The sequence below is a fragment of the Paenibacillus sp. B2(2019) genome (assembly GCF_008370385.1).
Taxonomy (GTDB): Bacteria; Bacillota; Bacilli; order Paenibacillales; family Paenibacillaceae; genus Paenibacillus_AQ.
Genome location: NZ_VTZR01000006.1, coordinates 15770 through 40589, shown reverse-complemented (window position 1 = coordinate 40589; position 24820 = coordinate 15770). Strand labels below are relative to the sequence as shown.

Here is a 24820-nt window from a genome sequence, read left to right as displayed (position 1 = left end):
TTCATAAGGTAGCGCGAACAAATCATCCATCAGCATGTCGATCCGCACGCCGTATCCAATAACACCAATATTCAACAAAAGAAGGACCTCCTGTTATTTTTTCGTTCGATTTGTACCCGCTCTATCTCTAATCGTATCGTGACTCCCTGGCACTAGGTGCCAGGGACAAATCGGTTATCAATTTTTTTCCACTCGTATTACTGCCACGGCAGCTTGAAGAGAAACTGAAGTTGCTCTTATCACAATATCTCCCTGTTCCTTGTTAGCCTGAACAATCGCCAAACAATGTCCATTGAATGCTCGTCTACGATTCGCTTTATCTGGTTCGTGACTGCTTGGATCACCATTTCCAACACCGAGAATTTTGCCGGGACCCTCGATTGTAAACATAATCTCGTTATCTGCCGTAGGAACAACTTCACCTAAAGAATCCAATATGGATACTTTAATCATTGCAATATCCGTACCATTCGTTTTCACTTCGGTTTTATCCAGCTCCAAACGAATACGATCAGGAGTTCCTGTTGTAGCCACAACCTTTCTCGTGATTTCCTTTCCGGCTATTTTCCCTATCGCTATCAATTCACCGGGAGCGTAGCAGACTTTCCACTCCATTCGTGAATTTCGATCCACGCTCTTCTCACCCAGACTATGACCGTTAAGTACCAACTCTACAGTCTCGCAATTGCTATACGCCCATACATCAATCTCTTCACCGATTTTGTCCTGCCAGTTCCAGTGAGGCATAATGTGTACCATCGGTTCTTCCGTCCAAGCGGCTTTATAGTAATAATACGCATCCTTAGGTAATCCGCAGTAATCCATGATCCCGAAGTGAGACCCGATGCACGGCCATTCATAAGGTGTTGGTTCTCCTCTGTAATCGAATCCAGTCCAAACGAATATGCCCGTCAAATGAGGATGATTCACCACATCCTGCCATGATTTCTCATGCGAACATGACCACTCCGGTATCTGATCTCCATAGGAAGAACAGTATCCTTTAACATCATCATTCTCATAGATTCCACGTGTCGTCGTACAGCTAGTACTCTCGCTCCCGATCATGATCCGATCTGGAAATTGTTCATGATCGATAAGATATTGATCTTCTCTTTGGCCATAGTTATATCCGGTTATATCTACAGAATTACTGTATCCTCCATCATTCCACCCGTGATTCATGCATGCAATAGTAAGGCGAGTAGGATCAATGGCACGTGTAATTCGTGACATCGTTTCAAGCATTCTCGCTCCCATAATCGTGCCTTCTAATATTTCCTCGTTCTCCATGCTCCACAAAATGATGGAAGGGTGGTTTCGATCTCGATAGAGAATCTCTTTCAGATCTGCGATCCCGTCCGGAGATATATCCAGTTTCCTGTTCTCGTCCATCACGAGCATACCCATTTTGTCGCATAGATCCAGAAGCTCAGGTGAAGGAGCGTGATGAGCGCATCTGTATGCATTACATCCCATGTCTTTGAGAAGTTTGATTTTATATTCGGTTACTTGGTCGGGCAGTGCAACCCCTACGCCAGCAAAATCCTGATGGTTGCAAGTTCCTTTGATCAAATACTGTTCACCATTTAAGTAAAATCCCTTATCCGCGGTAAACTCTAGGGTTCGCACACCTAATGGCGTTCTATAAACATCCATTACATCTCGCTCATTAACGTCATAAATTTCCGTAATCACTTCGTAAAGATAAGGCTTCTCAGGCGACCAGAGCATGGGCTCTATCAATGTCATTACAGTTTCAACATCTGTTTGACTGTCTCCTTGAATGGTTATGTTCTCTGAGCTGGTAGCGACCACTTGACCCGTTTCGTCCTCGATTAAAGTCTTGATTATACAATTCACGACATGAGGATGTTCGTTATGTACGTTTGTTGATACGTTAACCGTGGCCTCATCTTTGCCTACTGCGGGTGTGGTCACATAAGTTCCATGTCTTCCTACGTGAAGTCTGTCCGTCTTATCTAGCCATACATGGCGGTAAATCCCACATCCTTCATACCACCAGCCCTCATAATCACGAGCATCAACTTTTACGAAAATGACATTCTTCCCTTCATCGCCGTAACGCGCAATATCCGTAATGTCATAACAGAAGCCTGTATACCCACTTTGATGAGTTCCCAATAAATGCCCGTTAACCCATACGGTACAGTTTCGCATGACACCATCAAACTCAATCGATAGTTTCTTCCCCAAATCTTCCATAGGAATCTCGAAAACTTTACGATAACATCCAATTCCAACAGGGAGATAACCGTGGCTCTTATGATGTTTGACTTTCCCCCCGTCATTTACGTAATTCCCTTCCACGCACCAGTCATGTGGAAGATCGATACTCTTCCACTCCCGATCGTTCATGACAGACTGTTCTCTTTCATCAAAATAAGCGATCTTCAGCCATTCCCCTTCAGCAATCTGCTCGCAGTCAGTTAACCCACCTGTCATCCCTCCTTTTACAGCATGCATGATAGGTAGATCGCCTAAATGGAACATCCAGTTCTGGTCAAAACTTTCTCGCGTTCGTTTATTTCCCAATATCATTATCTTTTCCTCCTGAAATTGTCCATATGAAAGTTAAAGTTATAACAACGCACCGCCAATATAGGACGGTGCGTCGTATCAAAGCGTTAGTTATTTAGTGTTTAGCATAGCTGCTTACATTTTTTATAGCGCCAACGAAGGAGCCCATAATCAATGAAAAACACAGAATCAAGTGTAATATTTTTCTAGGAACAAGCTTACTCATTCCAACATCCCTCATATTCATAAGTATTTTTCGAAAATCGCAGGCCTTTGCTAGAACGCTATAACTAACCTTAACTTACTGTGCACTAACCTTTCAAAGCACCAGCTGTCATACCTTCAATAATATATTTCTGTCCAATTAAATAAACGATCAGCACAGGGATAATGGTTAAGACAATATACGCAGATATAAGACCCCAATCTTTAGACCAAGGTGACGAGAATTCACCATATACGCCATACATGGATAGAATAGCTCCCCATTTCTTACTATCCGTTAATATGTATAACTGAGTTTCGAAGCCATTCCACGCACCCAAGAAGTTCAGCATGATACCTGTAACTGTAACTGGCTTTAACAGTGGAAAAATGATTCTAAAGAATAGAGTTTCTGCCTTTGCTCCATCCATAACAGCAGCCTCATCTAATTCCCTAGGTATACCCTTAATAAATCCAGTAAATAGCAGCATTGCAAAGGATATCCCTTGCGTAGCAAGAAGCAATATCGCACCTGTTATACTATTCATTAAATGCAGCTTACTCATGATCATCGTCGTCGTTACCATATTTCCAGTTGCAACCACTCCGAAGAAGAAATAGCCATATAATACCTTATTCGTGAAATTTGTCGATCTTACTATGATAAAAGAAGCAAGAGCAGCAAAGACAACACCTATTATCGCTGATGCAGAAGACATAACCAAACTGTTATAATATCCTCTTAATACATGTCCTTTTACAAACGCATTAACATAATTATCCCACTTGAATTCTGAAGGAAGCGACATGGAGAAAAAGGCAGCTTCTGCAGAAGGTTTAAGTGAATTCAATAAGATGAGAACAAAAGGTACCAATACAATGAGTGAAAAGGCCCAACATACGATTTGCAATAGGATTGAAAATACTTTTTTCCTCCTCATTACAGGGTCACCTCTCTCTTACTGGTAGCTCTATTAACTAACACAGAAATAACAGTGGTCATAATAAGTAGAATTAAATTCATCGCATTAGATAAACCATAGTTTCCTGCAGAGTATTCGCGGTACACCATTGTAGCAATAACCTCTGTCGCGTTGCCTGGTCCTCCGTTGGTTAGAGCATATACAATATCAAAAGCTCTAAATCCATGTACGATGTTTAGAACAGTATTGATCGTAACTGCCGGCATAATAAATGGAATGGTTATCTTTACAAATAGATTCCAGCTATTCGCTCCGTCAATTCGAGCAGCCTCATAATAGCTCTGATCGATGCCTTGTAATCCTGCTAAGAAGATAACCATATTAAGTCCAAAATATCGCCAAACCTCTACGGCTATAACAGAAGGCATTGCGGTTGCTGTATTCGTCAACCATTTTTGCTGTAAGAAGTCTAGTCCGATTAAATCAAGAAAATTATTCAGAAGACCTGTTGGATGTAAGATTGTCGTAAAAATGATACCGATTACAATTGTCGATATAGCTTGTGGCATAAAGAAAATAGAACGCAGAGTATTTCGCGCAAATATTTTTCTATTAAGCATAATAGCTAATGATAAACCGATGACTGCTTCCAACACAGATGTAAAGAAAGCAAATACAACCGTATTTGTAATGGGTCTCACGTACTTAAACGACTGATCTATGAAGAGAACTTTAAAGTTATCCAGTCCATTAAAATGAATAGCATCACTATATATATTCCAATTTGTAAAGGCATAATATATTCCCATTACAGTAGGAATCATGAAGAGAATTGTATATAGGATGAATGCTGGAAACACCATTCGTCTAGGATACAAAGTCTTATGAATAAAAGTATTGGTTTTCATTCCATCCATCACCTTTTCTATGTGTATCTTATCCTATTGTCAAAATCCCTTTTGTTAAAATAAATCTAAATTTATTCGCAAAAGGGATTCTGCATTAATCAGAAACTTCTATTTCGTTGCATCAAACATTTTAGCTCTAGCAGCATCAAGGGATTGAAGCACCTGTTCTGGTGTCATCATATTAAAAAACATACTCTGTACATTTTTCCCAAGACTTCCATCTGCTCCGTTATATAAAATAGACTGAGGCAAGGTTAACAATGTTTTATCATTTACAGTTTTTAAGACATGCTTGTAATTTGCTGGAGGATTGGCTGTTGCACCTTCTAAAGTCGGTTCCAGAAGATCGGGTCTACCATCATAATATTCCTGCAAATTCTCTGGCTCTGCTAAAAACTCAAAATATTGTTTGGCGGCATCAATATTTTTACTGTCCTTGTTAATTAGATGCGTCATTCCTGTTCCGTTCATTGCTAAAGTTTTCAAATCATCTCCGTATGGGGCAGGGAAGGCTAGAAATTTGTCAGCCGATGGACCACCAGCTGCTTCAATATCATTTACATAAGTAGACCACCCTTGCCACATCGCATATTTACCACTTGCCAAACCTGCAATACCTTGATCATAAGTATCTGATAAGAAGTTTTCTCCAAAATATCCATTATCAGCGCTATCTTTTAGATTTCTTAAATACTTCAAAGCTTCTTCTGATTCTGCATATTTCATAGTGTTATTATTTAATTTCTCATAAGATCCAGTTGCCTTAGATTCAATATTTACTGCAGCATCGAATGCTTGCGCATTATACCATTCCTCTTTACCTGGGAAATAGACTGGTGTAATGCCATTCTCAAGCAATTTTTCACTAACCTGTTTAAATTCTTCATAGCTTGTAGGTTCTTTCAGATCATATTTTTCAAAAATTTCAGTGTTGTAGAGCATCGCACTAAAATCTCTTCCCCATGTAGTAAAACCTACAACTTTATTATCATAACTAGCCTGAACCTTCGCATAGTCAGGATACTTACTAACCCATGACTCATTGGACAAATCTACAGCATATTTATTGGGTTGAACTTTTAGTAAAGATAATCCTGATTCTGCCATAAATATATCGGGACCTTCTCCAGTTGCAAGTCTGGTCATTAATACATTCTCATATTGATCACCAGGATTTTCTTGAAAATCAATCTTAATACCCGTCTGTTCTTTAAATTTCTCTGCCAACTTTTTATCGACATCTCTAATCCAGCCTGCAGAAGCCATTACAGAAAGTGTAACATCAGTTTTTTTGGCACCGCTTACATTTGATGTCGAAGTTCCCGTATTTGAACTTTCACCACAGCCTGTTAATAAACTTAAACCAAGACTTGTAAGCATAACCCCTGTTAATGCTTTTGAAAAAGTTGTTCGTAGATTTTTCTTCACTTCGAAAGTCCCCCTTTTATGAATGCTTTTCATCGACTATGAGTTATAAGTCGTTACATAAACAATAAACAAATTATTTATTCTCTAGAATAGATAAAAGAAACCTACATGGTGGACTTTTAGAACTTGACACATTTATATGGCACATGCAAGAATACAGCTGTAACATGTTATAGCATATTAACTGGATCGTATATTTCAAATAAACTGATAGCGTTTACATTTTTTTACTCTCAAAACAAACGTCCTTGTCCGATGAAACTATGGAGAATATAACTTATGTCAAAACTAAACAAAATTCAATTTAAACTTTTTAAAAATTACACAACGATTATGATTGTAACCATTTCTCTTTTCATGGTCATATTTTATAAATATACATCGACTATATTAGAAGAGAGAGCCACAGAATCGCTTTCCCAGTTATCTAATACAGCTATTCAGGAATTAGATATGGTGTTAGCTGAGATGAACACTATGCAAAAAAGAGTGCTCTTTGCCGAACAAGCCAAAAGTCTTATCTTTACTGACAGTAAGCTATTTGAGACGCATGATTATAAGCTACAAAGAGAATTTAATTACCTTGCTACCTTAATTTATGAACCTCAGCACTATAAAAATTATCAACTAAATATTCTAAATCTGAATGGGAATTATGCTGGATTTGGTCATAATTACTTCGTAAAAAAAATAGATACAAGTAAATTAGATAATCAATCACTAATTACTGACATCCTTAAGCTGGACGGTAAAAAGTTAATTACTCCTCCACATGTTACCGCTTGGGCTAGCAAAGATACACAAGTAGTCTCTCTTTATCGCTCTTTTTCTGAGAATGTTTCTGATCCTAAACCTACTGCAATAATTGAAACTCAAGTCAACTATCAAGAAATAATTGATATTGTTAATACAAACTTGAATAAATTATTATCTAAAAATACTAAACAAATCATTATCTATGATTCAAATCAGCAATTAATCTATCCTTTAAATAATGCTGAGTTGTCTTTAGATCATTACCTTGCTTCAATTACTCCATCAACTAATTCCTCATTTATTCTAAAAAATGAAAATACGATCGATAATGAAAAACTAATTATTGCTGGAACTCAGTCAGATTTTTCGGGTTGGACGGTACTCGCAACAGAACCTGAAGATGAGCTTCTAGCTCCAATTAATGCATTACGTAACACTTTATCTTTGATTGGTCTTATTGCTGTATGTCTTACAATGGTAATAAATTATTTGTTATCTCGAAAACTGTCAAATCCAATCAGACAAATACATACCAATATGAAGAAACTAAAATTAGATGAGTTACCCATCCATCTTCCTCAGAATATGAATAGCGGTATTGTTGAAATTGAAGGTTTACACCATGTATTTGTTAAAATGTGCGACCAATTGCAAGATTCGTTAGATGCTGTTGTTGCCGCAAGATCACTTGAAATACAATCTCGTCTTACTGCCATGCAATCACAGATGAATCCTCATTTTATATATAATACGTTAGCTATCATCAAAATTATGGGAAAAGAATCTGCCAATAAAGGGATCGTAGACATATGCACCAATCTTTCAACTATGCTACGCTATGTGTCGAGTTCTAGTAGTAGCCCTGTACTTATCAAAGATGAGCTCGATTACACTTACAACTATTTAAACCTTATGAAGATCAGGTTTCAGGATAATTTGATCTACCAATTAAATATTCCTGAAGAATTATATAACATTGAAATTCCAAGATTAATTATTCAACCACTAGTAGAAAATAGTATAAAATTTGCTACCGAAATTTCTCCTCCATGGATAATAGATATACAAGGCACAATTGATCATAATAACTGGTTTATTACAGTTTCCGATAATGGCATTGGCATTACAAAGCAAAAATTAGTAGAGCTTCAAAAGAAGTTTTCGGAATTCAATATTTACCGTGATATTTCAAATAGTCAGATTAACGGTATGGGGTTAATTAACATATTTGCAAGGTTAAAAATATTATATGGGGATGATGTCATTTTTAAAATTGAACCATTACCTGATCGAGGAGTTTCTATTACAATAGGAGGTAAACTATGACAAACACAAGAATTTACACTGTATTGGTCGTTGAGGATGAACCAATTATTCTACAAGATACTGTAAATGAAATAACAAATTCAGAAATGAACTTTCAAGTTATAGGAACTGCCTCGAATGGTTTAGAAGCACTTCATATGTATAAAGAATTAAAACCAGATGTTGTATTTACGGATATACAGATGCCTGTTATGAATGGATTGCAATTAACTAAGGAATTAAAAGAATTAGATCCAGATATACACATTGTTATATTAAGTGGATATAGTGATTTTGAATATGCGCAACAAGCGATTAAATTAGGTGTAAAAGAATATCTTCTAAAACCTCTTGATGCAGAGGATCTTACCGTTTTATTAGAAAGATTATATTCGTCTCTTAACCAAATATATAAATCTAACGAATCTAATATGTTATTATCCACATTGAATGGAATGGAAGATATTCATTCATTGCCTTTTTGTTATAAACAAAATTATTTTGTCTTATTTCTTGTAGGTTTAGGTAATTTATTTCATAATTCTCTATCTAGTAGTATGGTTTCTAGCATTTCTTCTTTATGGGAAAAAATAAACTGGGATCAATTATTTGTTCATGTTTTTGGAAGTGATCAACAAGTTTGGCTTATCAATGAACTATGTCCTAATCAAAAGTATATTGTTTTCACTATAGACAAGAATAGTTCAAACGAAGAAATACATCATTTAGCGAATAAATTTCTACACAAGTTGCAGTCCTGTATCGACATCACAGCCATTAGCATATGCCATAATAACCAACCTATTTCCTATGAAAAAATTCCTGATACTTCTCAAAAAATACGTTGGAAATTAGAAAATAACTTTGTTATAGGAAAAAAAGTCGTATATTCGTGTGGAAATATACAAGATAAACCAATATCACCCTATTTAGAACCAAACGTCCAAAATAAACTTAAAATAAGTATGTGTTCCAATAACTTAAATATCTTAAAAAAAGACCTCTTTTCTGTACTAGAGGAATATGACAATAGAATGTTGCCCCAAAAAACGGTCGAACAAAATTTGATGCAAATCATAAATCTCCTAACTCACCACTATCAACTTGACGCTATTCTCAATTCTGTTCATGTTGAGTATGTTTTGCATACTTTATTATTTACTGCAAACAGTTTAACATCAATAAAAGAGGAAATATGGAATATTGTTCATGACTTAATACAATCTCGAACTTTAGAATATTTCAGTAATGAGGAATTAGCTAATCAATTGATCGAATATCTTAAGGTACATTTCTCAGAGGATATTAAAGTTGAAGATTTGTCAAAGCACTTTAATTTTAATGGCACCTATCTTGCTAGAGTATTCAAAAAATATACGGGTGACTCGCCGATGAAATACCTTATAGATTTAAGAATCAATGACGCCATTCGATTAATTCGAGAACGGGAAGATTTAGATATCAAGCTAATTTCTGAAATGGTTGGCTATACAGATCCTCGCTATTTTAGTCGTATTTTTAAAGCACGGATCGGTACCTCCCCTTCTGAATATAGGAATACTGTTTATAATTTTTCAGAGAGCAAATAATAAATTTACGTTCTGAGGAAGTGTTAATTACTGTCCTAGCACTATATTTAGTGACTAGGGCAGTTTTTATTCTGTGCTTTTCTAGTAAACCTACCTTATATTTTTCATACTTGACTCAGCCTAATTAATGCGCTGTCATAATCTCCCCTTTAAGCGAAGCAGAATGCCTCGCGACATCCAACCTTGACCGCTGCGTACTTCTTCTCTTTTCCGCGTTTCGATACATAACTGTCGATTTCAATCCACACAGCAACACTGGAAAAGCCGGAGCACCAAAATGCTGTGCAGACCTGAATACGAAAACAACAGATTCACTGCCATCTTGACTAACGTATTGCAGAGAAGTAAAGTTCGTTTGCTCAGGAGATGAAAGTCGATAACACAATCCTTCCTGCACAATGGAACGTATCTCCTTATATTGGTCTCCCAGTTAAGAACGTCATCTTTCCGCCCGCTCTTGCCCAAGTCTACGGCTGCAGCCCTTGGCAGCTTTGTCCGTACCAATCGAATCGTGCAGAGATACATCTTTACGAATCTTCTTCAAATGTCTAAGGTGCAATAGGATTTCGTTTTCATTACAACGGACAAAAGTGGCCTGTTTTGTCCGTTGTTCGGACGGTAGCTCTCAAGGTTTTGATCAAGCCGATGGTTCCGATGGAGATTACCCCACCTGGGGCAGAAATGCTCCCCCGCCCGCAGTGCCGCTACCGCCGAATGAGCTCGAAATTGATTTAATTTCATGTCTTATTTAAAATGATAGAAAATATTCCTGTTTTTACCTTAAGTTATTCTCACAATAGGAGGAATAATGAATACTAAAAAAATAAATATCTTAATAGGATTTTCAGAATATGTTTTTTTATGTTCATTTAGCGTCTACTATTCTGACTGAACAAAAAAGCAACTTCCCTGTTGGCAAGTCACTTTATAAATACTTTATTGTGAATCTCTAATTATTATCTAAATTATCGTCTAACTCTCACCGCTTCGCCTTATAAAACTCATGATACAGCTTCATGAGCGCCCTTTTCTCTATCCGCGATACATAACTCCGCGAGATCCCCAGCTCCTTAGCAATTTCCCGCTGAGTTCTCTCTTCTCCACCAGTATCCAAACCAAACCTGCCCACTACAACTTCCTTTTCCCGGTCATCCAGTATATCAAGGTTTCGATAAATCTTGCTCTTCTCGATCTTCAGATCCACCTCTTTAATGACATCATCCGCTTCTGAGCCGAGAATGTCGATCAGCGTGATTTCGTTACCTTCCTTGTCTGTCCCAATTGGATCGTGCAAAGATACATCTTTACGAGTCTTCTTCAAAGATCTTAAGTGCATCAGAATTTCGTTTTCAATACAACGGGCAGCAAAAGTGGCCAGCTTTGTACCTTTGTTCGGGCGATAGCTCTCGATGGCTTTAATGAGGCCGATGGTGCCGATGGAGATTAAATCCTCCATGTCTTCACCAGTGTTATCGAATTTCTTGAGGTTATGGACACGATACTATGTCATTTCTGCCAGCTAAGGTGTCTACCGTTTCCAGTCAGTTCGAGTCTGTTGTGTGCTACAACCTTCAGGATAGAGAATCACTTCTCTTGAGGTACAAATCCGAGCTTTTAACTTAACCGTCTTACTGGTTGTCCATCTGGGATAAATCATCACCAGATGTTATAACTGATATTTCTACTAGTATGAAACCCACTCAAAACGAAGGGGGCGAAAGAATGCTGTTTAATTTTCTGTCAGCTTCATTCACCAAATCAAACCAGCTTAGGTTCCAACCGCCTTTAGTAACAACCAGCCTCAAGGTCTGTGTACCCGCTTCCAATGATACCGTATCAGAGATAGTTTTCCAGCTCTGGAAACCCTCGGTTGCCGGGAATGAAGTGGTTTTCTTATTAACTCCGTCTATCGTAAATTGAACCTCGCCGGTACCTTTACTTACAGCTACTCTATAATTTACTTTATAGATTCCACTGGTGGTTATGTTTATTTTATATTCCATCCAATCGCCTGGGTCGATATACGATACGTTTTCGGTACCTTCATAGCTTGGTTATGTCCGTATTCCCAACATGGCATCGTAATCTTCCGCTTAGAATTTTTCAGGAACTTTCGGTATCAGCTTTAACTTCAACCAATTCAGCTTCCACTCGTTTTGGGACGCATAGAGCCGTATCTTTTGCTCCCCTTCTTCCAATGTAACACTATCACTTACTATCACCCATTTTTTTAAGCCGCCTGTAGTCGGAAATGAAGGCATCTTCAGATTGACTCCGTTCACCTGCAACTGAACTTTGCCGGTATACCCCGAGTCAACAGCAACACGATATTTCACCTTGTAGGTTCCGGCGGTTGCAACATTGACTTTGTAGTCCATCCAAACGCCAGCATCAATAGAGCCTACATCCTATGTGCCTTCGAAAAGAATAGGAGGATGCCTCTTCCCCGATTCACATTCCGTAAATTAAGCATGTAGCATCCCTTCCTACTTATCCAATCATTGTATAGTCTTGCTATAGTTGAGGTGTTGACTCGAAACGAAGCGTCTTTCCTGCACCATGAAGCTCAAACACGACGATGCAATTGCTTCCTTGCTTTAGAATTGGAGCTGGAACATAGAGCGAGCGCTGTGGTCCGACTTCCCAGTATCGGCCCAGATTAAAGCCGTTAACAAATGCGACTCCCTTCTTCCAGCCGTCTAGATACAGGAAGGTGTCGGCAGGTTCTCCTTCAATGACAAGCTCTGCTTCATAAAATGAAGGTTCTGTTCCCTCTTCACCCAGCATCAGTGCCTCTTCAGCTAGCGATTCAAAATCGGGGACGCCTTGAAGCGGAAGTGTCCGTACCTCCCAATGTGAATGGAATTGGTAATCAAGCCTTACACCATTCACAATACCCTTGCGATCTGATGCCAGCAACGGTCCATAATTAACGCGTCCCATGTTCTCGACTAGCAGATCAAGCTTGGCTCCCCCTTCTGGTACTTGAATCGTGAGCGGCTCTTTACTCGTATCCCAACGCTCAATTACACCTACAGGCTTGTTATCGATCAATACCAATGCCCGATCGCGAACATCATCGACATTTAATGTATATGTTTGCTGCGCATCGCTAATTTGTGTGGTATAGAGGATGAAGCCGTATGCTTGTCCATAGCATTCCATTGGCTCTGGCACTATGCTGTTCTGCGGTATAGACAGCGTGTCAAGAGCATGGTACAAGCTTACTCTTCGCTTCACGTCTACAGTTCCGTAACCTGCCTTAACTGTATTCGCTGGGAGCGGTTCTTTAGGAACTGGAGCATACTTGCCAATCACTTCTCGAAAAAAGTGATATTTCGATGTGAGATCACCCGCTTCACTAATCGGCGAGTCATAATCATAGCTCGTGATGGTCGGTTCGTACTTCTCAGAGTAATTCGCGCCGTTCATAAATCCGAAGTTCGTACCGCCATGTGCCATATAAAAATTAACGGAAGCTCCTCGAGCCAGTATTTCATCAAGAGAATTGGCTGCATCTTTGCCATCACGCGTATGATGTTCTTTGCCCCATTGGTCAAACCATCCATTCCAGAATTCCATGCACATTAACGGTGCATCTGGCTGATGCTTTAATAGCGTGTCAAAGCCTTCATTCGCACGAGATCCGAAGTTGGCGGTAGCCCATATCCCGCTAGTTATTCCTCCACTTAGCATTAGATCATTCGGACCATCTGAGGTAAAAAGCAACTCCTCAATGCCACGCTCAACTAGCATTTGTCGCAGTGCTTGCAAATAAGCCTGATCATTACCATAGCTTCCGTATTCATTTTCAATCTGGAAGGCGAGAATTGGTCCACCTTTACTCTTCTGCAACGGAGCCAGCAGCGGAATGAGTTGATCATAATAGGCAGCGACCTTCTGTAAATAGCTTGGATCGCTTGTACGCAACCGAAGCTCGCGGTTTAACAGCCATGCTGGAAATCCGCCAAATTCCCACTCGGCGCATATATAAGGTGCTGGTCGAACGATCAGGTATAAGCCGACCTGCTCTGCGATTCGTATAAACTTAACGATGTCAGCCATCCCTTCAAAGTGAAACTCACCTTCATGAGGTTCGTGAACGTTCCAAGGCACATAGGTCTCAACCGTATTACAACCCATCGCTTTAATCTTCCGTAACCGATCTTCCCAATACTCAGGCACACAGCGAAAATAATGCATCGCTCCTGAGATGATGCGAAATGGCTCTCCCTCTAGCAATAGTTTCTGTTGAGGCCAAGATAAGCTTATCATAATACTTCCCCTCTCTAGATACATAAACCATGTTCTAATTGAATCTTTAGCACGGCTTGAAATCTTGTATACCCACGTCCAACTACAACTGATTCAACTTCAGAATTTATATCAGATGATAATCCTTTCCGTATAATATCAGCTCCGCCATACCTATTCTGAACCCACCGCCAGCAGTGATGTCCTTAATCGTTACGCGAACATAAAGGATGTTGTTATACGGCTTGGCAAATTTTTCGGGTGTAAAATGCTGTCCGCCGACATAGCGATCGAGGGCCTTTAGCCATGCTTGACCATCGCTTGATACTTCTAACTCATACGTGTACCAGTTACTGTCCTTCTCCCAGAAAATACGGCTTCCAACAACCGACTGAGGTTTGTTGAATTTTACGATAATGGATTGAGGAAAAGTTAGTTCCTTTGACAACCAACCTGTTCCTATCGTCGTTATACCATCTCTAAGCTTATCCGTTCCTCTGTCAGCTTCACTTACTGAAGACGTTGTAATGGATTCAATTTTCGCATCTGCTATAATGTCACCTGGTTCAGAAGAACTTGTAACAAGTTTGCTAACTGCAATATTTTTATAGGTCTGCTCAGTGGTTTCTAGTTTGTCAACGCCGCCAAACCATGGCCGATGCTCTCCAGCAGGGACAAACTGACCTTCGTAGGGTTGTATACTTACGGTTTTTACTCCTGCATTTAATCCTTCTGCTGTCGCATGAATGTTTATATTTCCACTAACGTCTGCAGTTCTTACAAATGCAAAACCTATACCACCCTCAACACTCTGTTCTTCAACACCTATTCTTTCAATATTTTTCCCGACGAGTTCCCCTTTTCCTGTTACAGAAATTTTCATCTTACCCTCGTAGTTCGGTACGACAGTTCCATTCTTATCAACGACTTTGAAGTATACGGGTATTAAATCCGAACCATCTGCTACGGGCATGATTCCTCTTTCACGCACTTCAATTTCTATTCCCGCAGCTTGGACTGGCGTTTTAACTGTGTACATTTTCACGACATTCCCATCTAAAATTGCATCTGCTCTAATCTCTCCAGCTGCAAACTGATCTAAAGTAAATGTAAATATGGGGCTACCGCCTTTTTTAGCGATGTTCGGAACAGATTTCAGGGCCTCTTCTCTTGTAATCTCTTTAACCAATTCATGATTCTGATAGAGCTTCACACTATCGCAGTTACTGAATACGTTAATATTTAGGCTTGATGTTGGAGAATATGTGCTTGCTATAAACACCATTGGTCCATAAACAGTATCTCTAGCCGATTGCATGGACTGGAACCAGTAGTAGTCATATTTTTCATATCTATCGATATCTACTGTACCGCTTCCCAATGTCTTCGTTGTTGATCCGCGTGCATAGTCATTCCAGCTCCACAAGAAATATCCACCTATTCTGTCACATGCATCAAGGCCACCCCAGTCCGAGTACCCATCGCCATTTAAATATCTCTGACGCGTCAAAATCTGAGTCATCATAGCGTCTTCGCCTTCTTTTCTCAGCGCCTTGCTAGATTCTTCAAAATCACCCCATTCACGAGTAAAAAATGGCTTGTTGGGATCAAAATCAGTCCATTTGCTTAGGTCAGCTTCCCAATTTGTATCAACGACTTTGTAGTTCACATCATAAAAAGATCCCTGGAGTCCATAGTCTGCTGCTGTATACATCTGATTGCCAGGATATTCTGCATGAGCAATCTCAGTAGCCTCTTTTGCCCATGCTGCTGAGTAGCCCGTCTCATTCAGTGAAGTTTCCCATAGGATGACGGACGGTCTGTTTCTATCACGTCGGATCATTTCCCGTGTATCTCTTAATGTTAGATCATAGAACTTTTCACTGTTTGTGAAATTCTGCCACCCGGGCTGGCATTCAATAACTAATAAGCCTAATTCATCACATGCATCTAAAAAGGCTGGATCATTGGGATAATGCGTAGCACGAACAGCATTAAATCCATTTTCCTTGATTTGCATTGCATCACGATACTGCATTGCGTTAGGGGCTGCATCTCCAATATTCTGGTATGCCTGATGGCGGTTTGCTCCGCGTAAATATAATCTTTCCCCATTGATATAGAAACCATCTTCCTTGTACTCTATTGTTCTGATACCTATCTTTGTCGTAACGGAATCAACTAAAGTTAAGCCAATAAAAACTTCACTCACTAAAGAATAAAGATAAGGCGAATCCGGATGCCATAAATTCGGATTTGTTACAGTTAAATCCTGATTAAACTGTTTATCCTCACAGGCTGGTATACTTGCAGCATCAGCTTCACCCTGAGCAACTGTATTTCCTTCCTTGTCTACAAACTTACTTACAACCTTCGTATCTGCTGATGTATGATTCTTGTTTACGACATGCGTTTTTACATTTATCTTTGCAAAGGCTTTGCTCACTTCCGGATAAGTTACGAAAACTCCACCACTGGCTGTTTTGTCAGCCTGTAATGCATCTGAAATATGTAAATTATTCGTAATTCTCATCGTCACATCTCGGTAAATACCACCGTAGTAATGGAAATCCAGATTTGCTACTGGCTTTCCTGGTGGACTATCTGGACTATCATTGCTAGATACCTTTACAGCTATAACATTGGTTTCACCAAATTTCACTTTATCTGTAATTTCTACAGAAAATCCAACGTAACCACCATTGCGCGTATAAACTTTTTCCCCATTCAAATAGATTTCACTGTCAATCATTACACCTTCAAAGTCAATATTGATTGTATTTCCTCTGTACATCTCGTCAACCGTAAAATAACGTCTGTACCAACCTTTTCCTTGATATACTGCTAGTCCACCATTAGCATGTTTCTTCTCCAGTCTCATGGTGTGTGGAATTGTTATATTGGCGAATACCTGATCATCATAGTCAATTGTTTCTGCACCTACTATGTCACCTCTGTAGAATCCCCAGTCGTTATTAAAATTCAAAACTGTTCTACCATTTGTATTCACAGTTGTCTGAGTTAGTCTCATCATAAACACCTCTATAAAAATTAATTTAAGATACAATTAGTGGCAGTGCATCACAAAGATTATCATATTTTTTTAAACATCATTTTGCTGTAAAAGTCCGGCTATGGCTATAGGCAATTGGGTCCACGGCCCCGCTGGATCGGTAGCAGTGTAAACATAAGCTCCTGTCCTGTTTGAGTTAAATAAAACGTAGAATACTCCGTCATGATACCTCGTACGGATAGATATAGAAAAACATCTGCTATTCCTGTGATGTTGTAAGTTCTACCAAACAACAAAGGAATATGCAGATGCGAATCCAGTATATCAATGAACTGCTCGATTTCTCAGAGTTATTCTTAAACGATTGTGAACCTGGTGACAGCAGATTGTACCCCTTTGGCATAGGAAGTCACAATCACTTCTCCAGGTACCAGGCGCGATTGCAGCAATACCGTCGCTATGCCCGCTTCTGCCTGAATCGGATTATCACCCACGATGACGGCGGGACCTTCAACTTCAAAAGTAACTTCATGGCTGGCAGAGGTTATAATAGTCCCGTTGGCATCCCGGATCTCCGCATAGGCAAAGACAAAATCGGATCCGTCTGCGGCAAGCGCCTTGCCGCTCATATCCATCCGAAGGGACAACACTTCAGGTTCAAGTGGCGTACGTACGACATACACCGCCTTTTCCTGCCCACGGATTCGTCCGATCGCCTTCAGTTCCCCCGGCTCATAGGCCACGCCTTCAAACGTAAACGGTGCCCTCTCCAGATTGCGGCAATTCCCGCCATCATACGTAGATACCATCAGGCTGCCGGAATCGGTTCTAGACTCCATGGTACCTTCTTTCCACTTATGCTGCTCCTCGTCGGTCAACCAATAATCGACTTCATAACCTGTTATGCGCTCACCATATTCCGTGTCGGGACCTTGGTCAGGCTTTCGTATGCCTACCGATTTACCGTTCACCAACAGTTCGACTTCATCACAGTTAGAATATACGACAATCTTGGCCGGTGAGACGCGTTCCGTCCACTCATTCGCGATGAAGGCCATTGGTCCGCTATCGATTTGCTCGTGAATCACATCCGGCTTTCTCTGACTCTGATAGAAATAATAAACGTATTTAGGTAAACGGAAAGTATCTAGCGCTCCGCATTCCGCCAGCCACGGATAGCATCCCCGATTATGATCAATACCGATCCACGAGGCGTCCCCCAGTGACCAGCTGTTGCTGCGGTTCCGATTCAGCGACCATTGATAATTCCACGCTTGCAGCAGCAGCTTCTTCTCTCCAGCACCTCGAGGCACGCGGCTAGTACTTTCATGGCCGCCAAATTCATAATCCCCGTACTCTCTGTCAAATCCTCCCTTGTCCGTCAGAACATCCTCCAGCGGGCGAGACATGGTACTATCTTCCCAAATCGTAAAAGGCACATCAAAATTGACGTAAGCAGGGTTATCCCTTCCGATCGTATCACCCGACGTATTCATTTGATCTCCGGGATATTCTTCATGGGCAATCAGATGGCATTCGTGGAAAAATTCATCCGTCGCGCCTTGACGTTTATTGTACGTTTCATTCAAGCTGACCTCCCACATAATCATGCAGGGATGATTCCGGTCCCGGCGGATCATATCCCGGATATTTTGCTTGGCAATCTCCTGGAACTCGCCTACCTGGCAGTACTGCCATCCGGGTACCGCCTCAACTGTCATTAATCCGAGCTCATCACACGCGTCCAGGAAAGCCGGAGCCTGCGGATAATGCCCAAGCCGAACGAAATTGAATCCGCCTTCTTTCAACTTCAACGCATCGCGATATTGGGCGTTGTTTGAGGCAGCATTACCGATATAAGGATATTGCTGGTGGCGGTTAGTCCCGCGGATGACCATTCTTTCCCCGTTGATCATGAAGCCGTTCAGTTTGCTGAATGAAATCGTGCGGATTCCGATACGGGTTCGAAGATGATCTGCCATTATACCCTCACCATCGATAATTTCTGTCAACAACGTGTACAAATAGGGATGATCGGGATGCCAAAGCTGAGGGCTTGTTAGCGTAATCATTTGTTCAAATGTGTGCTCCCCGCCAGCGCTAACGCTTTCGATCAAGCTTTCCGTAGTCCCTACGAGTCTGCCTTGTTTGTCCAGGATCGATGTCACGACTGTGACATCCTTGACATGATCATGCTCATTCAGCACATGGGTCTGAACTTCGACCGTGGCAGCTGCTTTCGATACGTTGGAATATTTGACAAAAACCCCGCCTCCCGCCTGTTTCCCGGCAAACACCGCATCAGTAACGTGGAGTTTCTCTGTGATATGGAGCTTCACGTTACGATACAATCCGCCGAAATATGAAAAATCCAGACTCTCCAGCGGCTTGCCTGGCGGTATTGCTCCGTTGTCGCTGTTATCAAGCCGGACGGCAATCACATTCTCCACTCCGAATTCAACATTCTCGGTGATGTCGAGCATAAACGGTAAATAACCACCTTTATGAATCTGCTTGAATGTTCCATTGATCCATACATGAGCTTCGTGCATGGCCGCTTCGAATTCAATGAACAGTTTCATTCCTTTCCACGCTTCGTCTGCGATAAAGCACTTACGATACCAGCAAAAACCTTGATAGTGCAGATCAACATGAAGGGATTCAAGTCTGGGTGTATGCGGCAAACAAACACATTCCCATTCATCATCAGTCATCTTCTTCAACTCGGCCCCCGATGTATCCCCAAGAATGAACTTCCAGTCCTTGTTAAAATTCAATGTGTTTCTTCCGAGATTTGTATATTTCATCGTTACTAACCCCCTGATTAACCATATTTTGAAAGCTCTGAATTTTCCGGTGTTTCCGAAGCCTGTTTTTCGCTAGCGGCTGGGAATAAAAACTGTTCATTTAACCGTACGCCCTCTGTGATTCCTTTATAATCCTTTAAAAACGGACCATAATTGACTCTTCCCATATTTTCAACCAGAATTCCCAGCCTAGCGCCCTGCCTCGGAATATCGAAGGACAGATCTTGCGGATTCCATCTATCGACGGTTCCTATATATTGGTCATCCAGGAAAATCAATGCACGGTCATGTACATCCTGCAGAACGAGTCCATTCTTTATGGTAGGGTCATATTTATCGGCTTGATTGGCCCCATTAAAACCGAAATTCGTGCCGCCATGGAACATATAAAAATTGACGGATGCATTTCGCTGTAGCATATGATCCATATTCATTTTCTATTTGCATGGCGATGATCGGGCCATGGTTGGTACATAAGTGAGGAACCAATTTAGGGATCAGCTTATCATAATAGGCATCAACTTTTTGAAGGAAATCAGGGTCAGAGCAGCGCAATCTAAAGTTCCTGTCTTTCAACAACCAGGAAGGAAGGCCGCCAAACTCCCATTCCGGTATTAAATCCGCATTCTTTCAATTTGCGGAGCCGGTCCTCCCAATATTTAGATATCACCCTAAAATAATGTATGGCTCCGGATATCAATGGGCTCCCCATTCAAAATGAATTGGCTGCCTCGAATCGAAAAGTCAAAGCTGCTCATGTTCAACGTCTCCGTTCATCCATTGCTTAGCCCACACCTTATTGAAAAGGTATGGGCTATTGAAGCTTACTAATAAAGGGATATTTATTAAGATAAAATTAAAGGCAGTGCATCGCAAAGATTATCATATTCTTTTAAGCATAATGACTGCACTCCGCTCTTACTGATATTTCCTCCATTGATTCCAATAGCTGAAAAACCAGCAAGCCTGATCGATACAACCCCGGCTGATGAATCTTCAAATCCCAATACATATCCCTTATCTTCTTCAGTCAGCCCAAGTCCAACTCTTGCCGTTTCAGAATACAGCCATGGATGAGGCTTGGGTGCTAACTCGCCCATTGTCCCGGATTGACCCTTGATCAATGCTTGTCCGGCTGTGATGATAGCATCATAGAATTCTAACGGATCTCCCATTCCCAACGTTTTGAAGGCCGATATAATTTCAGGCATCGCCTTGTTATATAGCCCCGACGTCACCAAACCAATCTTAATTTGTTTAGCTTTCAACTCATATAAGAATTCTTTGAGTCCTGGAGCAGGTGTAAATGCATCTGTCTTTCCCCTGCCATGCAATATCTCATTCATTTCATATTCGGTAATGGCAAAGTAGTGCTGTCTAGCCTCCTCTACTGTCTTGTCAGGACAATATTTGTCTATGCAATATTGCAAATGCTCGGATACAGAATGCCCCGAAACATGCGGTTCATCACTAGCTTCTAATGTAAATTTAGTATTTTTGGTAAGTCTTGATACAGTCTGTTCTATAATCCACATCCAAAAGCTTTCACTATGCACACTTGTACCGTCTAAGTCCATCAGTATAGCTTTTGCATTTCCTTCATACTTTGGTTTATATACCGGATATATGGCTGGATAGCCCATTGCAGATTTTACATAACATAAGGTTTTATCTTCAAATAAAATAAATTCTACTTTTTTGTCAAGAGGAGTTAAAATTTCTTTAACTCCGTCTTTTCCAAGTTGAAATAGTCCATCTCCGCCAGTTTCAAGATTGATAAACCCAATTAATTCATCTTTCATATTATATTGATGCAGCATTGTAATTTCCTTTCTATCTATCAGATTTTAAACTTTACGCTAGATCTAACTTCAGAGTTACGATCTTATTAGGCTTGATCTTAAGTTCAACAGCGTTATCGATCATCGTTAAGTTGGAAGCAGCTTCTTCTTCCTCATTCAGATTCGTCATGCACACGTTTTGTACATCACATCCCAAAATAATACTTCCACTTTGCTCAGTAGGATATGGGTTAAATAAACGTACAATGATGCTGTTGCTATCCTCAGCCTTTTTGATACAGGATACGCTTAACTTACCTGTTACTTGATAGAAGCTATGTTTAGGCGGCAGTGTTCCTTCTGATTTCTCAACTAGCATCGCTGGAACACATGTCTGTACAGGCTTTAATGGACTATTGAAGCAATCCGCCATTTCACTTAGATCACTATTTTCCCAACTTGAATTCATTGGGCGTATCGCATAGTTGTACACCAGCTTTTGTTGCAATTGTCCACCCTCTTGATTCGGGAATACCCCTGCACTTCTCCATTCCGTACAGATAATATTTTTCACAGCTCTAAACAGCGTCATGGACAGCGTTCCATCTCCACCATCTTTATGTTCACAATCCGGCGATACGCGGTACTCTCCTAAGCAATCGGTAACAATTCCGAAGCCCTTATGATCATCTGCTATGCTCACAAAGTTCTGCAATGGCTGGGTTAGTAATTCATTATAATAGTGACCTCTGTCATCCTTAAGCGGTGTAACATCTCTGTTGTCTACTGTAAAATGCCCTTGTGCATCAACAGATCTCGCTTGGATTCCTGTATCAAACAGAACACTCATACGATGGTCTTTACAGTTATTATCGATCTCAACCTTAACTTCAACATTTCTAGCATCTTTCTTTAATGTATAATAAGTCGTTACGGACAAATGCCCTGTTAGTTCAGAACGCTCACTCTTGCCTCTTACATAGTTGTCCGGACGATAGGAATATTTAGGTAATTCCATGGTAAGCTTAACCCCAATAGTAGCTGCAAGATTGCCGTTCTCGATTAAGAAAATGCTAGCATTACAGCCTTTGCTGTTATATGTCTTATTATGATATGGAGGATAGTACATCCAATAATCTCCTACATCTCCCGTACTTTCAAAGTAGTTGAGATTATCGAAGCAGTTTCCATTTTCTTTATCCAGAATGGATATGGTTCCGTTCGAATTCACTTCAACCTTGATAAATTCATTTTGCATACATGTAGATGATGTAGCTATTTCTTTCCCATCCGTTGTTCTGGTCTTCGCCCAAAATTCTGTTTTTCGGTTAAATTCTACTTTATTGCACAATTTATAAACCTTATAGCCGCCGGCTGGTATTTCTCCAGTCTCAAATACTACACAATGACGGTCAGAGTAATAAGGAAACGGTCTCGCCTGAAGATGGACAACTGGCGATGTTACCTCTGTTCTCGATATATGCTGTATTTCACATACATTTCCATCACTATCAACAAGATCAAACTCCCATATATTTTGAGCTTGTGGGGTATCAATATAGGCCTTTACCATTTCATTTCTTGGCTTTGCATATGAATTGAACACCACGAGTACAATATCTTTGCTGTTATATTGTGACAGATCGATATGTCTGATCAGGTCCTGACAGTTTTTATTGGATATCGCATTCGATATTTCCAAAGCTTGATTTAATCGATAGAGTACATCATCGACCGTTTTATCCTGGGTTACTCCATTGATGGAGTCATGCGCATGGGATAATAACATGTAATCTAATGCTAATTGCAAGAATGTCTCATCATACTTGCCGCCTACCATCATATTGGCTACGGATAAAGGCTCCGCTTGATTAAACAAGGTGTTTTGAACCTTTTTATTCAGTGTTTTGATATGTGGTCTTGTCATTAGAGCATTTCCAGACAACGAGGTTGTTGGACCATCTCTCATTTCACCATGAATCTCAATCAACTCATCCAAGTTGAGCTTTTCCTTGAGAATTTCCACATATTCTCCTAATGAGGAGCTCTTAAACTCGATATCATCAAATTGTTCATTGATTGCCTGTATCAGATTCATTAATTGAGGCTGACCAGTCGTTGAATCCGTACCATCCATCATGGCTCTGTCATCCGGCATCAGTGTGTCTTCCATACCATTCCATGCTCTGGTAACGGCTTCTTTAATAACTTCTGGGTGTATTTTTTCTGTATCCTCAATCTTGAAATAGTCTTGTATATAGTTCTCGCTATCCGCCTGATGATAGACTTGACCATAATTGCCCATGTCAAAATTGTAGTTATCCGACTTGTAAGCTACACCATTCATAATATGGATATAGGCATTCATAAAAAAGTTGGCTCTTGCATCTTCTCCTAATCTTGTAGCATAGACACTTGTACCATCCTTACCTGTCCACTTGAACTCACAGTGTGGAGCTCGTTTCTTGTCTACATTTTTGGATACGATAACTGTATCTATTCCAAAGCCCTTATAGATCTGTGGAAGCTGTGATGGCTGTCCCCATCCGAAGGACTCATAGCCGATATCCAAACAATTTCCGAGTTTGTTGGCCTCTCTTCTTCCTTTCAAGAGATTACGTACGATAGACTCACCGCTAATCGGATAGAGGTCCGGCAAGGTATACCATGGGCCAACATCGATTCTTCCATCCTTGATAAATTGAACAAGCTTATCTCTGGTGTCTGGCCTTACCTGTAAGTAGTCCAAAATCGGAATAACTTGTCCGTCCAGAAGAAAGTTTTTGTAATCCGGGTTATTTTCTAAGGTCTCAATTAATTCGTCCATTAGCTTTACAAGGTATAATCTATTTTCCCATATAGGGTAACGCCATTCTCTATCCCAGTGTGTATGGGGGATGATATATCCTGTCTTTGTTTTGTTCATGGTTTCTATCCCTTCCTTTGTGAACTATATCCTAAGTTACGTGCATTGTAGCCTTGCTGATCGCAAATCAGCAATCTCAAAAACTAAACTATTTGATGTTTTTTGCCTTTTGTACAACTTTAATTTTTGTGCTGTAACTCATATTTTTAATAATTTCTCTAAAAATACTCTCTCTTGTGTAGAAATCTCCACAGGTTAAAATGTAAACAGCCCCGTTTCCATTAGGAAAAAGGGCTGTACTTACAATTATGTGATATGAATTAATAAATCTGATTCTTCATTCGCACCGTTTATTTAGCCATTGATCATAGATCAAACCATTCTCTCTATCTATGTTATAGAGGGAAAATCCTGCCCAAATTAACAATCTAACCTGTGAATCATG

The 24820-nt window shown here is 40.2% G+C and carries 13 protein-coding genes and 3 pseudogenes; 2 read left to right on the top strand and 14 right to left on the bottom strand.

Annotation, left to right across the window (positions count from 1 at the left end; all coding sequences use genetic code 11):
* Nucleotides 1-177: 177 nt before the first annotated feature.
* The 4 genes from galA to PAENI_RS07105 all read right to left on the bottom strand — a co-directional run bounded on the left by galA (nt 178) and on the right by PAENI_RS07105 (nt 6004).
* A complete protein-coding gene (gene galA, locus PAENI_RS07120; RefSeq protein ID WP_149644806.1) occupies nt 178-2562 on the bottom strand; it encodes a beta-galactosidase GalA in 2385 nt (794 codons plus the stop codon).
* A 290-nt stretch (nt 2563-2852) separates the two neighbouring features.
* Nucleotides 2853-3686 carry a carbohydrate ABC transporter permease gene (locus PAENI_RS07115; protein ID WP_149644805.1) on the bottom strand — a complete coding sequence of 278 codons (834 nt, stop codon included), beginning with the start codon at nt 3684-3686 and terminating at the stop codon, nt 2853-2855.
* Nucleotides 3686-4576 (bottom strand): carbohydrate ABC transporter permease, encoded by an 891-nt coding sequence (locus PAENI_RS07110; protein ID WP_188114499.1) that lies wholly within the window; start codon nt 4574-4576, stop codon nt 3686-3688. Before PAENI_RS07110 ends, PAENI_RS07115 begins: the two co-directional genes overlap by 1 nt.
* A 108-nt stretch (nt 4577-4684) precedes the next feature.
* A complete protein-coding gene (locus tag PAENI_RS07105) occupies nt 4685-6004 on the bottom strand; it encodes an ABC transporter substrate-binding protein (protein WP_188114498.1) in 1320 nt (439 codons plus the stop codon).
* 279 nt (nt 6005-6283) lie between these two features.
* Between PAENI_RS07105 and PAENI_RS07100 the strand changes: the two genes are divergently transcribed.
* Complete coding sequence (locus PAENI_RS07100) at nt 6284-8086, top strand: sensor histidine kinase (RefSeq protein WP_149644802.1); 1803 nt, start codon at nt 6284-6286, stop codon at nt 8084-8086.
* Nucleotides 8083-9654, top strand: coding sequence for a response regulator transcription factor (locus PAENI_RS07095; RefSeq protein ID WP_149644801.1), 1572 nt, complete (start codon nt 8083-8085; stop codon nt 9652-9654). The genes PAENI_RS07100 and PAENI_RS07095 overlap by 4 nt, the downstream gene beginning before the upstream one ends.
* A gap of 124 nt (nt 9655-9778) precedes the next feature.
* Here PAENI_RS07095 and PAENI_RS07090 read toward each other — a convergent pair whose 3' ends face one another.
* The 10 genes and pseudogenes from PAENI_RS07090 to PAENI_RS07040 form a co-directional block, all read right to left on the bottom strand.
* Nucleotides 9779-10051, bottom strand: a complete 273-nt coding sequence (locus tag PAENI_RS07090; RefSeq protein ID WP_188114497.1) for a GH36 C-terminal domain-containing protein — start codon at nt 10049-10051, stop codon at nt 9779-9781.
* A 582-nt stretch (nt 10052-10633) separates the two neighbouring features.
* A pseudogene (sigK, locus tag PAENI_RS07080) lies at nt 10634-11146 on the bottom strand (RNA polymerase sporulation sigma factor SigK); the annotation flags it as partial.
* 208 nt (nt 11147-11354) lie between these two features.
* Nucleotides 11355-11690: pseudogene (locus PAENI_RS07075) on the bottom strand (carbohydrate-binding protein); the annotation flags it as partial.
* Nucleotides 11691-11747: 57 nt separating this feature from the next.
* A complete protein-coding gene (locus tag PAENI_RS07070; protein WP_262495546.1) occupies nt 11748-12050 on the bottom strand; it encodes a carbohydrate-binding protein in 303 nt (100 codons plus the stop codon).
* A 118-nt stretch (nt 12051-12168) separates the two neighbouring features.
* On the bottom strand, nt 12169-13929 hold the full coding sequence (locus PAENI_RS07065; RefSeq protein ID WP_149644797.1) for a glycoside hydrolase family 35 protein: 1761 nt from the start codon (nt 13927-13929) through the stop codon (nt 12169-12171).
* Nucleotides 13930-14035: 106 nt separating this feature from the next.
* Entirely contained in the window at nt 14036-16942 is a 2907-nt protein-coding gene (locus PAENI_RS07060; protein ID WP_149644796.1) for a glycoside hydrolase family 2 TIM barrel-domain containing protein, read from the bottom strand.
* A 335-nt stretch (nt 16943-17277) separates the two neighbouring features.
* The gene (locus PAENI_RS07055; RefSeq protein WP_149644795.1) at nt 17278-19728 is read right to left on the bottom strand and encodes a glycoside hydrolase family 2 protein; all 2451 of its coding nucleotides are present in this window, start codon (nt 19726-19728) and stop codon (nt 17278-17280) included.
* An 83-nt stretch (nt 19729-19811) separates the two neighbouring features.
* Nucleotides 19812-20440: pseudogene (locus PAENI_RS07050) on the bottom strand (beta-galactosidase); the annotation flags it as partial.
* Between the two features lie 133 nt (nt 20441-20573).
* Entirely contained in the window at nt 20574-21530 is a 957-nt protein-coding gene (locus PAENI_RS07045) for an HAD family hydrolase (RefSeq protein WP_223178919.1), read from the bottom strand.
* A gap of 52 nt (nt 21531-21582) precedes the next feature.
* The gene (locus PAENI_RS07040) at nt 21583-24435 is read right to left on the bottom strand and encodes a glycoside hydrolase family 38 N-terminal domain-containing protein (RefSeq protein WP_149644793.1); all 2853 of its coding nucleotides are present in this window, start codon (nt 24433-24435) and stop codon (nt 21583-21585) included.
* Nucleotides 24436-24820 lie beyond the last annotated feature (385 nt).

Coding starts and splice junctions, on each gene's coding strand:
- PAENI_RS07110 (WP_188114499.1), bottom strand. CDS start 4,576: ATGAAAACCAATACTTTTATTCATAAGACTTTGTATCCTAGACGAATG.
- PAENI_RS07115 (WP_149644805.1), bottom strand. CDS start 3,686: ATGAGGAGGAAAAAAGTATTTTCAATCCTATTGCAAATCGTATGTTGG.
- PAENI_RS07095 (WP_149644801.1), top strand. CDS start 8,083: ATGACAAACACAAGAATTTACACTGTATTGGTCGTTGAGGATGAACCA.
- PAENI_RS07100 (WP_149644802.1), top strand. CDS start 6,284: ATGTCAAAACTAAACAAAATTCAATTTAAACTTTTTAAAAATTACACA.
- PAENI_RS07060 (WP_149644796.1), bottom strand. CDS start 16,942: ATGATGAGACTAACTCAGACAACTGTGAATACAAATGGTAGAACAGTT.
- PAENI_RS07055 (WP_149644795.1), bottom strand. CDS start 19,728: ATGAAATATACAAATCTCGGAAGAAACACATTGAATTTTAACAAGGAC.
- galA (WP_149644806.1), bottom strand. CDS start 2,562: ATGATATTGGGAAATAAACGAACGCGAGAAAGTTTTGACCAGAACTGG.
- PAENI_RS07065 (WP_149644797.1), bottom strand. CDS start 13,929: ATGATAAGCTTATCTTGGCCTCAACAGAAACTATTGCTAGAGGGAGAG.
- PAENI_RS07045 (WP_223178919.1), bottom strand. CDS start 21,530: ATGAAAGATGAATTAATTGGGTTTATCAATCTTGAAACTGGCGGAGAT.
- PAENI_RS07040 (WP_149644793.1), bottom strand. CDS start 24,435: ATGAACAAAACAAAGACAGGATATATCATCCCCCATACACACTGGGAT.